The sequence below is a fragment of the Ensifer sp. Root278 genome (assembly GCF_001429285.1).
GTDB lineage: Bacteria > Pseudomonadota > Alphaproteobacteria > Rhizobiales > Rhizobiaceae > Ensifer.
The window spans coordinates 429,341-441,047 of record NZ_LMJJ01000040.1 but is presented as its reverse complement, the minus strand read 5'-3'; the positions used below and the strand labels follow the sequence as shown (position 1 = coordinate 441,047).

At 62.2% G+C, this 11,707-nt stretch carries 10 protein-coding genes; 5 read left to right on the top strand and 5 right to left on the bottom strand.

What is annotated here, in order from left to right; genetic code table 11:
* The first annotated feature begins 158 nt into the window (after positions 1-158).
* The 3 genes from ASE60_RS23870 (at position 159) to ASE60_RS23860 (ending at position 3,892) form a co-directional block, all read left to right on the top strand.
* The gene (locus ASE60_RS23870; RefSeq protein ID WP_200964209.1) at positions 159-1,793 is read left to right on the top strand and encodes a DUF1254 domain-containing protein; all 1,635 of its coding nucleotides are present in this window, start codon (positions 159-161) and stop codon (positions 1,791-1,793) included.
* Between the two features lie 324 nt (positions 1,794-2,117).
* Positions 2,118-3,413 (top strand): SDR family oxidoreductase, encoded by a 1,296-nt coding sequence (locus ASE60_RS23865; RefSeq protein ID WP_057254397.1) that lies wholly within the window; start codon positions 2,118-2,120, stop codon positions 3,411-3,413.
* A 2-nt stretch (positions 3,414-3,415) separates the two neighbouring features.
* Positions 3,416-3,892: a DUF2269 domain-containing protein gene (locus ASE60_RS23860; RefSeq protein WP_057254395.1), complete on the top strand. Its 477-nt coding sequence runs from the start codon at positions 3,416-3,418 to the stop codon at positions 3,890-3,892.
* Here the strand turns inward: ASE60_RS23860 and ASE60_RS23855 are convergent.
* Positions 3,884-4,477, bottom strand: coding sequence for a LysE family translocator (locus ASE60_RS23855; RefSeq protein ID WP_057253616.1), 594 nt, complete (start codon positions 4,475-4,477; stop codon positions 3,884-3,886). The two genes, ASE60_RS23860 and ASE60_RS23855, sit on opposite strands and share 9 nt — an antisense overlap.
* Before the next feature lie 239 nt (positions 4,478-4,716).
* Between ASE60_RS23855 and ASE60_RS23850 the strand changes: the two genes are divergently transcribed.
* A complete protein-coding gene (locus ASE60_RS23850) occupies positions 4,717-5,562 on the top strand; it encodes an aldo/keto reductase (protein WP_057253614.1) in 846 nt (281 codons plus the stop codon).
* Between the two features lie 20 nt (positions 5,563-5,582).
* On the opposite strand, the gene ASE60_RS23845 is transcribed toward ASE60_RS23850, so the two are convergent.
* Positions 5,583-6,545 (bottom strand): acyl-CoA desaturase, encoded by a 963-nt coding sequence (locus tag ASE60_RS23845; protein WP_057253611.1) that lies wholly within the window; start codon positions 6,543-6,545, stop codon positions 5,583-5,585.
* Between the two features lie 179 nt (positions 6,546-6,724).
* Between ASE60_RS23845 and ASE60_RS23840 the strand changes: the two genes are divergently transcribed.
* A complete protein-coding gene (locus ASE60_RS23840) occupies positions 6,725-7,069 on the top strand; it encodes a metalloregulator ArsR/SmtB family transcription factor (protein ID WP_057253609.1) in 345 nt (114 codons plus the stop codon).
* Between the two features lie 275 nt (positions 7,070-7,344).
* Here the strand turns inward: ASE60_RS23840 and ASE60_RS23835 are convergent, their stop codons facing one another.
* The 3 genes from ASE60_RS23835 to ASE60_RS23825 all read right to left on the bottom strand — a co-directional run bounded on the left by ASE60_RS23835 (position 7,345) and on the right by ASE60_RS23825 (position 11,130).
* Positions 7,345-8,361: an NADP-dependent oxidoreductase gene (locus tag ASE60_RS23835; RefSeq protein WP_057254393.1), complete on the bottom strand. Its 1,017-nt coding sequence runs from the start codon at positions 8,359-8,361 to the stop codon at positions 7,345-7,347.
* A gap of 394 nt (positions 8,362-8,755) precedes the next feature.
* A complete protein-coding gene (gene ilvN, locus ASE60_RS23830; RefSeq protein ID WP_034792687.1) occupies positions 8,756-9,328 on the bottom strand; it encodes an acetolactate synthase small subunit in 573 nt (190 codons plus the stop codon).
* A gap of 23 nt (positions 9,329-9,351) precedes the next feature.
* Entirely contained in the window at positions 9,352-11,130 is a 1,779-nt protein-coding gene (locus ASE60_RS23825; protein ID WP_057253607.1) for an acetolactate synthase 3 large subunit, read from the bottom strand.
* Positions 11,131-11,707: the final 577 nt, after the last annotated feature.

The following is an 11,707-nucleotide window of genomic DNA, read 5'->3' as shown; positions in this document are numbered from 1 at the left end:
CAGACCCGCTGACTCAAACTCTCATGAAGACAAACTTGTCCAAAAGGTACTCGCGGAGCATGCTCGGGAGTCGGGAAACGTGCATCGCGCCATAGACATCCGGCAACGTGGTGTTGTCCGCGCCAATCCAGAGTCTTACTCAACAAATGGAGGGCAGCATGAAACCTATTAGAAGCAAGCTTCCACTATTTGCAGCTCTTGTCGCCGCAACCATCGTCAACGGCGGAAATCCAGCTTTTGGCCAGACGGCGACCGAAATCCCACCGATTCTGGTTACCCCGGATAAAGTAGAGTCTCGCATCGGTACGCTCAATTTCAAGGATGGCGCGCCGAGTGCAGACACCGTCGACAAGGTTTATGACACGCTTGATTTCACTCGCGCCCTTGACGCGTTCCTCAACAGCTATGGCGGCGCATCGGCCTATGCGATCCGCAAGGGTCTTCTCAGCATCGGCGCAGAGGACAACACGGTCACCCTTTACCCTGAACTGATGGATTCGAAGTCGCTGTTCCTCACGGCCAATGCCGATACCGTCTACTATTTCAGCGTCGTGGATCTGACGAAGGGGCCAACCGTGGTCGAGCAGCCTCCTATGGGGGTAGGCACGATCAACGACATGTGGTTTGGCTGGATCATCGATGTCGGGTTCCCCGGTCCCGACCGCGGCGAAGGCGGAAGATACCTGCTGCTGCCACCAGGTTATGACGGTCCGGTTCCGGAAGGTGGTTTCTATGTTGCGCGGTCGAAGACGAACCGGGTCATCTATGCATCTCGCGGTTACCTTGTAGACAACGATCCGAAGCCGACCGTCGAGAACATCAAGAAAAATATGAAGATCTATCCCTACACGCCGGGCGGTGTCGGCACGAGCATCGCAACGGCGCTCGAAGGCAAAGTCAGGCTTGAAGTGAATCCGCCGGTTCCTGAAACCAAGTTCCTCGAGGCGAGCGGCAAGGCGTTCAATACGATCCCCCCAAGCGACTATTCGTTCTTCGAGATGATCAACGCCAATGTTCAGGCCGAGCCGGCCGATTCCTACGATCCGGAACTTGCAGGCCAGTTGGCAGCCATCGGTATCGTCAAGGGCAAGGAATTCAACCCGGACGACCGGATGAAGAAGATTCTGACCGATGCAGCAGCGGTGGGAAACGCGGCCAGCCGTGTGTTGAACTGGCGTTTCAGCGGGCCCCATCCTGATTGGTCGTACTATCCAGACTCAATGTGGGGAAACATGCTGTGGCAGGGTGGCGCAAATTTCGAAACGCCGCCGCCGATGATCACAAAGGATGGCCTGTTCGACCCGCTACCGCCGACTGGCGCGCGTACCCTCGATTCCAAGACGGCCTTCTACTTCGGCTACACGCTCGACTCGCCCGGCATGATCATGCGGCTCCCCAAGGTCGGGTCGCAATATCTCATGGGTTTCCTGGACGCCAACAAGAACGACCTCGACGGCGGCAAGACCTACAAGGTGACGCTGCCGAAGGACATTCCGGCGGCCGCGTTCTGGTCCTTCACGCTCTACGACAACCAGTCGCGCTCGATGCTACAGACGCCGCAAGGCTACCCGCGCGCCGGCAGCCAGAGCTATCCATCGCCTGCCGCGGAAGCGGAACCGGATGGCTCGACGACGATCTATTTCGGCCCAACCCAACCCGAGGGGGTGAAACGCGGCAACTGGATCCAGACCATGCCCGGCAAAGGCTGGTTTACGCTCCTGCGTCTCTACAGTCCGCTGGAATCGTTCTTCACGAAGGAATGGCGGCCGAGCGAGATCGAACTCGTGCCCTGATGGTGGGAATGTGGGAGCAATGCTGACAAATCGCGGGGGAAGTAGCCTCCCGCGAGGTGCGACGTGATCGCGAGAATTCACACCACCGCTGCGCCTTGCCCATGTGATCGGCGCCGCCGTGCTTTTCGGCACCGGCGCACCCCTCGGGCGCAGACGGCGCTGCCTCCTCACTCGGGCGATAGTGGTAGCTGATGAAATCCGCATTCGAAATCGATTTCATCAGCGACCGGCAACCAGAATTGTCACTGTAACAAGTCCGGCCGCGACTAAACTTTGACGATACATGATGCTTTCGCGCGCAACCGCCTCCGCTATTCTAGCCGCATGAAGGTTCTGATTCTCGGCGCCACCGGCTTCATCGGCTCGACCCTACTCGATCGTCTTGTCAGCGACGGACACATGGTAACCGGCCTCGGCCGCCATGTCGCGAGCGCGCGGCTGAAACGGCCGCAGGCGCAATGGTTCACGGCCGACCTCGCCGACATGCGCGCTGCCAGCAACTGGCGAGGGTTGGTCGAGGCCCATGACGTCATCGTCAACTGCGCCGGCGCGTTGCAGGATGGTTTGGCCGATGATGTCGGTGCGACCCAGGAGACGGCGATGCTGGCGCTTTATGCGGCTGCGAAGGCATCGCCGGTGCGGATCGTCCAGATCTCCGCACCCCAGATCTCAGCGTCATTGGGCGCCGCCGGCAGCGACAGCGCCTTCCTCGCCACCAAGTTCCGTGCCGACACGGCGCTCGCGGCAAGCGGCATCGCGCATGTCATCCTTCGCCCGGCGCTGGTGCTTGGCCGCAACGCCCATGGCGGTTCGGCCCTGCTGCGTGCCCTTGCCGCCCTGCCCTTCGCCATCCCGCTCGTGCATGTGGGGTCACGCGTCGAAACGGTCGCCATGAGCGATGTTGCGGAGGCCGTCAGCGCGGCTGTTGCCGGGCTGATGCCCGAGGGAAGCGATCTCGTGCTTGGCGACGAGACACCGCCGACGCTTGGCGAACTCGTGGCACTGCACCGTGAGTGGCTTGGCCTGCCCGCCGCCAGAACCGTCTCGTTGCCCGCAGCACTTGCAGCACCCGTCGGTTTCCTTGCCGATATCGCCGGCAGGCTTGGCTGGCGTTCGCCGCTGCGCTCGACCGCGCTTTCGGTGATGGCCGGCGGCGTTTCTGCCGCGGGTTGGCCCCGAGCCCCTGGCCCGTTCCTGTCCGCCCGCCAGAGTCTTTCAGCCAATCCATCGGGCGTTCAGGATCTCTGGTTCGCCCGGCTCTACCTGCTGAAGCCGCTGATGGTCGTCGGGCTTTCGCTCTTCTGGCTGCTGTCCGGACTGATACCGCTTTTTGCCTTCGACGCTGCTCGGCAGCATTTCCTGCGGTTTCTCACCGATGGCCCGGCCACGGCGATGACGCTTGCAACCTGCCTTGCCGATATCGCCCTTGGCATTTCCGTCCTCGTCCGCCCCTTGGCGAAGCGTGCGCTGCTGGGCATGCTCGCGCTGACTTTCGGTTATCTCGCCACAGCAAGCCTCGTCGAACCCGCACTCTGGGCCGAACCGCTCGGACCGCTCGTCAAGGTCCTGCCTTCGATCCTCGCCACACTTGCGACGCTTGCCATTCTGGATGAACGCTGATGCTGCTCGAAGATGTACTGCGCCTTGCCCATGTGATCGGCGCCGCCGTGCTCTTCGGCACCGGCGCAGGCATCGCCTTCTTCATGCTGATGGCCCGGCGCACCCGCGATGCACGATTGATCGCCCATGTCGCCGGAACGGTGGTCATCGCCGATACGGTCTTCACCGCCACGGCCGTGCTGACACAGCCAATCACCGGCTATCTGCTGGCGACGAGCATCGGCTGGTCGCTGACGGAAGGCTGGATCGTGTTGTCGCTGATCCTCTATGTGGTCACCGGTCTCTTCTGGCTCCCGGTCGTCTGGATCCAGTTGCGGCTGCGCGATCTTGCCCGTCTTGCAACGGCAAACGGTGCGTCGCTGCCACAGGAATTCGACCGGCTCTACGCCATCTGGTTTGCCTGCGGTTTCCCGGCCTTCCTGGCCGTGACCGGCATCTTCTGGCTGATGCTCACCAAGCCGCAATTCGCACTATTTTAGCATCGGCCAGAGGCTGACGACGAGCAGTACCGCCATGGTGATGTTGAACCACTTGAGCCGCGACGGCTCCGACAGCCATTGGCGGAGCGCCGAGCCGAAGCCTGCCCAGGTGGAAACGCTCGGCACATTGACCAGCGCGAAGACCAGACCGACGACCAGCACGCTGAAGAGGTAGCTGTCGCTGCTGGTATAGGTCGCCATCGCCGAGACCGCCATGACCCAGGCCTTGGGGTTGACCCATTGGAAGGCGGCAGCAGAAAGGAAGGTCATCGGCTTGGCGCCGGCCTTGCCTTCGCCGAGCGAACGCGAGGTGCCGATCTTCCAGGCGATCCAGACGAGATAGGCGCCGCCTGCGAATTTCAACGCCGTGTAGAGCAGCGGCACGGAGTGGAGCAGCGCGCCGAGACCGAAGCCGACGGCGATCAAGAGCAGGAAGAAGCCGGCACCGATGCCCAGCATATGCGGAACGGTACGCACGAAGCCGAAGTTCACGCCCGATGCGAACAGCATCATGTTGTTCGGTCCCGGCGTGATCGATGTGGTGAACGCAAACAAAAACAACGCCAGAAGCGTATCGGCCTGCATGGTTTCCTCCGGCTCAATTGGGTCAACATAATTGACCTATTGACCGGCACCAGTCGCGAACTTGTCACCATGACAAATTGACGACGGCCATCTCATCGACCTTTACGCGAAATTAGCCGGCCGCAGCGCGATACTGCTTTGCCCGACGGCGTGGGCTCGAAAGCGCGATGCTTTGCGCTAGATTGCCGATCGGACAGAACAACCGCCCGTCCAACACATACGCCTGCGAGGAGAGCCCGATGCATGATCCGATCCCGACAACCACGCTACCCGATGGCCGCCGCGTGCCCGTGCTCGGGCAAGGCACCTGGCGCATGGGCGACGCGCCGTCGCGCAAGAACGATGAAGTGAAGAGCCTGCAGCTTGGCCTCGATCTCGGCATGACGCTGATCGACACCGCGGAGATGTACGGCAATGGCGCCTCGGAGCGGGTCGTTGGCGAAGCGGTCAGCGGCCGGCGCGACGAAGCCTTCATCGTCAGTAAGGTGCTGCCATCGAATGCCAGTCGGATCGGCACCGAAGCCGCATGCGAACGCAGCCTGAAGCATCTCGGTATCGACCATATCGACCTCTATCTCCTGCACTGGCGCGGCGGCTATCCGCTCGCCGAAACCGTCGCCGCCTTCGAGGCGCTGAAAAAGGCCGGCAAGATCGGCGCCTGGGGTGTGTCGAATTTCGACGTCGACGACATGGAGGAATTGCTTGCGGTGCCGGACGGAAAGAACGTCGCAGTCAACCAGGTGCTCTACAACCTCTCACGCCGCGGCATCGAATTCGACCTTTTGCCCTGGTGTCAAAAGCGTGGCATCGCGATCATGGCCTATTCGCCGCTCGACGAAGGCCGGCTGCTCCGCCATCCGGATCTCATCCACATCGCCAAGGCGCATCAGGCGACGCCATCGCAGATCGCGCTTGCCTTCCTCAAAACCCGTCCCGGCGTGATCTCGATCCCCAAGACCGGTTCGGCGGACCGCGCCCGAGAAAACCTCGACGCGATGGACATTCACCTGACGGCGGAAGACCTCGGCGACCTCGACCGCGCCTTCCCGCCGCCGAAGCGCAAGCGATCATTGGAGATGATCTAAACCAGCCGCCAGCTTAAGCATTACCGCAGCAACGCGCGCAGGACCGGACAGGCCTTTCTCTGGCCGGTCAGTCCTTCCGGACTTGCAACGATGCGTCTGAGACCGGCGCGTCGTCGCGTATTGGACGGCAGCTTGATCGCCGAAGCCAGCCCCAGGCGCGAAAGCAGGCGGATGAACCACCAGCCCAGATCGATCTGCCCGTCCTCGATCCCGAGCCTGGCGGATTCCGGAAAGGCGTGGTGGTTGCCGTGATAGGCTTCACCGAAGGTCACCAGACCGAAACGCGGCAGGTTGTAGCCCTGCACCGCGACGCCATCGACGCGCCACCCCTGCTCGCCGCCGCGATGGGCGAAGTGACCGACCAGCCAATGACCGGTGAGCGAGACGGAAACACGGACCGCCACGCCCCAGATCACCCAGGAAATGCCACCGAAGACGAAAAGCACCAGCGCCAGCGGCGCCTGCTGCAGCATCCATGTCACTTCAAGGAAGCGATAGAACCGATCCTGCGCGACACGGTCTTCAATGATAAATCGCGGCGGATGATCGAGCGCGACCACGCAATGCATCTGCCAGAAGGCGTCCTGAAGGAAAGGTCGGCGGTGCGCGAAGAGATCGTGGCAGGCCTGCTGGCGCTGCGCCCAATCGCGAATGTCATGGGCGTAGATCATGCCGAACGGCCCGGCCATGCCGACAAGCACACCGAAGGTGACGAGGATGCGCTCGAGCCAGAGCGGCGCCTCAAAAGAGCGATGGATCAGTAGCCGGTGCATGCCAACCGAATGGCCGAGGCAGATCGTAAGGGCCGTCAGAACGATGAAGATCACAAGGGCGTCCACCGAAAACGTCATTGGCGCACCGATAACGGCCACGAGCGTCATTCCGGAGATCCAGAGCGACTTGCCCGGAACCCAGACGACCCGGCCGTTCACCGGTTCGCTATCGCGCAGCGCTATCATTCTGCCAGTCGACACGACATCCATGGCACCCTCCACGACAAAACCCTGACCAGTTTTTCAGGCAACACTGAAGGACCCGATTGAAAACAACCGGCGCAGAAGTTATTTAGGAAATAAACTAATTACATATTTACCCGCGAATAGGTATTTAGGCAATATCCTAATTACCTATTGATCGACCTGCCGGCGACAAAGGAGATTTTGTGAACGACGACACGCTCAACCCTGATGCAGGCGGATCGGCGCAACGGGTGTTCAACGCACTATCGTCGCTGCATCGGCGCAAGATTCTGGCCTATCTCTCAGCCTCCAGCCTGACGGCGGGCGAGATCGCCGAGCGCTTCAACATGAGCAAGCCCTCGGTGTCGCAACATCTGACCGTGCTGGAGAACGCCGGCTTGATTGCCAAGGAAAAGCGCGGCCAGTTCGTTCACTACACCATTGTGACCAACAATCTGATCAACACGCTGAACGGCTTTGCCCAGGAGGTCTGCCCGGTCAGCCGTCCTCTCAAGCGGGAGAGCGAAGCCAAGGCGAAGTCAAAGTAGGACAGCCCTCATCCGGCCTGACGGCCACCTTCTCCCCGCCTGCGGGGAGAAGGAAATCGCCGCGCCCGCTCGCCCCAACAAAACCGTTGGCGTCCTGCTCGTCCCTGAAAGAACTCCGGGCGGTCAGCGCACAACCGCGTCCCCTCTCCCCGCCTGCGGGGAGAGGGCTAGGGTGAGGGGCTGTCAGGGGGCGGCAGCCCGCGTAACCCACGCTGGAAATCATAGTCCCTACGGGCCGCGGTTCATGGCGGCGATGCCGTTGCGGCAGACTTGGGTCAGCCGGAGCGACTCCCGATCTCCACCACCACCTTGCCCTTGGCGTGGCCGGATTCCAGATAGGCAAAGGCTTGCGCTACATCCTTGAGCGGAAACACGCGGTCGATGACGGGCCTGATCGCCTTGGTCTCGATGAGATCGGCAAGTTCGGCAAGCTCGGCACCATCAGGATGCATGAAAAGGTAGCGGTAGGCGACGCCATGTTTCCTGGCGACGGCGCGGATCCGGTAGGATGCAAGCCAGAAAAGCGCCCTCAGGAACAGGCCACGGCCGAGGTCCTTTCGCGCGGTTTCAGGCTCGGGCATGCCGGCGATGGAAACCACTTTGCCGCCGCGCTTGACCACGCCGAACGACTTCATGAGCGTTTCGCCGCCAACCAGATCGAAGGCGCCGTCCATGTCGCGCAACTGCTCCTCGAACCGTTCTGTCGTGTAGTCGATCACCACGTGCGCGCCGAGCTCTTCGACAAGCGCACGGCCACGCGTCGACGCCGTGGTCGTCACCTCCGCCCCCAGCCATTTCGCCAGCTGGATCGCGAAGGTGCCGACGCCGCCGGCGCCGCCGGGTATGAAGATCCGGCTGCCTTGGCTCACATGAAGCTCGTCGCGCAGCGCCTGTAAGGCCGTGAGGCCGGCAAGCGGCACGCCGGCTGCCGTGTTGAAATCGATCGATGCGGGCATCTTTGCCAGAAACTGTTCAGGCACGACCGCATACTCGGCCAAGCCGCCCATGGCCTCCTTGGGCATACGCGCAAAGACACGATCTCCCGGCGTGAAGGACGTGACGTCTTCTCCCAGCGCCTCGACGACGCCGGCAAGTTCGTTGCCCATGACGGTTGGCAGCGAGTAGCGCTGGACGACCTTGAGCATGCCTTCCCGCGTCTTGTAGTCGACGGGATTGAGACCTGCGGCGTGCACCCGCACGAGCACCTCGCCGCGCGCGGCTCGCGGACGCGGCACGTCACGCAGCTCGGCAGCATCAGGGCCGCCGTATCGTGTGAGTACCAATGCCTGCATCGTGGAGCTCATCCGGCACCTGATATCTTCGGATTTCCTGTCCGGGATTAGTCGGCGAGAAATGCCGGCGAAGTCAACAGAGTGGCGTCCGGCAGGTTCCATCGAGGTTCAGCCTGCCCCTCATCCGGCCTGCCGGCCACCTTCTCCCCGCCTGCGGGGAGAAGGACACGCGTGGCGACCGTCGGGCACAAGCGCACCACGTCGATTGTAGAGACGCTGGTTTTTTGGAAAGTCTGGAAGGGAGAGGCACGAACGGCGCCAGTCCCCTCTCCCCGCCTGCGGGGAGAGGGCTAGGGTGAGGGGCATTCCCAGCCCAAGAGCGTGAGCGCAAATCCAGCTTGAGGGCAGCGACGGGCGCCAAGATCGCATGAGCGGCCCCTCGCCCGCGCAAAAATCACATGCCCTGCGGGCCGCGGTTCATCGCCGCAATACCCGTGCGGCAGACTTCGATGAGGCCGAGTGGCTTCATGATGGCGATGAATTGCTCGATCTTCGACGGCTTGCCGGTGATCTCGAAGACGAAGTGATCGATGTTGGCGTCGATGACCGAGGCGCGGAAGGCGTCGGCCAGCCGCAGCGCCTCGACGCGGTGGTCGCCCGAGCCATGCACCTTGACGAGCGCCAGTTCCCGCTCGATCGGCCGGTCGTGGCCGAGGCTTGCGGCGCGGACCGTCAGGTCGACGACGCGGTGGACCGGCACCAGCCGCTCGAGCTGGTTCTTGATCTGGTCGAGCACATGCGGCGTGCCGCGCGTCACGATGGTGATGCGCGACAGGTGCGCCTCGTGTTCCGTTTCCGAAACCGTGAGGCTTTCGATGTTGTAGCCGCGGCCGGAGAACAGGCCGATGACGCGGGCAAGGACGCCCGGCTCGTTGTCGACGAGAACCGAAAGCGTGTGGGTTTCGGCGACCTCGGTCTCCTTGGCGATGAAGTAGGCGGAGCCGGTCGGTTGAAGGTGTGCGTTCATGTCAGTTGGTTCCTCTACCTATCTCAGACGAGCTGACGGCCCTTGGCGTCGATCGCGTTGGCGACCGCTTCGTCCGTGGCTTCGTCGGGCAACAGCATCTCGTTATGAGCCTTACCCGAGGGGATCATCGGGAAGCAGTTGGCGAGATTGGCAACGCGGCAATCGAAGATGACGGGCGCCGGCGTGTCGATCATGCGGCGGATCGCATCGTCGAGTTCGCCGGGCTTGTCGCAACGGATGCCGACGCCGCCATAGGCTTCCGCCAGCTTGACGAAATCAGGCATCGCCTCGGTGTAGGAGTGCGACAGGCGGTTGCCGTGCAAGAGCTGCTGCCACTGGCGAACCATGCCCATGTACTGGTTGTTGAGGATGAAGATCTTGATCGGCAGGCCGTACTGGACCGCGCAGGACATTTCCTGGATGCACATCTGGATCGAGGCGTCGCCGGCGATATCGACGACGAGGCTGTTCGGATGCGCGACCTGGACGCCGATGGCGGCCGGGAAGCCGTAGCCCATGGTGCCGAGACCGCCCGAGGTCATCCAGCGGTTCGGCTGCTCGAAGCCGAAGAACTGCGCTGCCCACATCTGGTGCTGGCCGACTTCCGTGGTGATGTAGGTGTCGCGGCCCTTGCTCAGCTCATAGAGTCGCTGGATCGCATATTGCGGCATGATGACGTCGTCGTTCGGCGCATAGGCGAGCGAGTTGCGGGCGCGCCACTTGGTGATCATCTCCCACCAGTCGGAAAGCCGCGCCTTGTCGGCGCTCTTGGACGCGGCGCGCCACAGGCGAACCATGTCTTCCAGAACCGTGCCGACATCGCCGAGGATCGGCACGTCGACGCGCACGTTCTTGTTGATCGACGACGGGTCGATGTCGATGTGGATCTTCTTGGAGTTCGGCGAGAACGCGTTGAGGCGGCCGGTGATGCGGTCGTCGAAGCGGGCGCCGATGCAGATCATGACGTCGCAGTCATGCATCGCCATGTTGGCTTCGTAGGTGCCATGCATGCCGAGCATGCCGAGCCAGGCCTTGCCGGAGGCCGGATAGGCGCCGAGGCCCATCAGCGTCGAGGTGATCGGGAAGCCCGTCAATTCGACCAGCTCGCGCAGGAGATGCGAGGCTTCCGGACCGGAATTGATGACGCCGCCGCCGGAATAGATGATCGGCTGGCGCGCATTGCGCATCAGTTCGACCGCTTCCTCGATCTTCTTCAGATCGCCCTGCTTCTTCGGCTGGTAGCTTTTCTGGGTCGGAACGGCTGATGGAGGCGTGTAGGTGCCGGTCGCAAACTGGATGTCCTTCGGGATATCGACGACGACGGGACCCGGGCGGCCGGACTGGGCAACGCGGAAAGCCTCATGGATGATGCGGGCGAGATCGTTGACGTCCTTGACCAGCCAGTTGTGCTTGGTGCACGGCCGGGTGATGCCGACGGTGTCGCATTCCTGAAAGGCGTCGGAACCGATCAGCGAGGTCGGAACCTGGCCGGAGATGCAGACGAGCGGGATGGAATCCATCAGCGCGTCCTGCAGCGGCGTCACCGCATTGGTGGCGCCGGGACCGGAGGTGACCAGCATGACACCGACCTTGCCGGTCGAGCGGGCATAGCCTTCGGCCATGTGGCCGGCGCCCTGCTCGTGGCGAACGAGGATGTGCTGGATATCGTCCTGCTGGTGGATCTCGTCGTAGATCGGAAGCACGGCGCCGCCCGGATAGCCGAAGATATGCTCGACGCCGTTGTCTCTCAGTGCCTGGAGAACGATCTCCGCGCCTGTCATCTGGTTTTCTGTACCGCTCATTGACTTGCTTCCGTCCCTTTTCCCAGTTGGGTGCTTAGCTTGTTTGAAGGCATAAAAAAAGGCCCCGTCAGGAGCCTCGTTCAGCGCATGGGTGGCTACCGCCGGATGGTTACACCATCCTGCCCATGCGCCGTCCCACCACAAGAATAACCGCGAAATTTTTCATGGGCCGAGTTGATAACCACAAAAGCCCAAGGCGTCAACGGCTTTTAGTTACACGATCGGGCTTCCGCGCGGAACATTGTTGCGCAAGCAGGGGCGCCCGACCCGTGGCCGGTTGAGAAAACCGGGCGGCAAGGTGCCGAAGCGGCTCATTCCGGCACCAGATCATGTCAGCCTGTCGCGTGCCGATCAGAACGCCGGCGCAGCGGCCCTGCAATCGCGTCGACACTATTTGATTAACCTGCTAGTATCCGTGACTTCCGATTGCAAGCGTACGTTTCGGCGCGAGGTATCCATCTCAAGCGCGCGAGGTGGATCTCCGTGCGATCATTTGTCTGCCATTGATCGCCACCCTCGGAGCGCTCGCTGCCGGGAGGCGACCTCATGTAAGCCAAGTGCGGCATAGAGGGAGAAC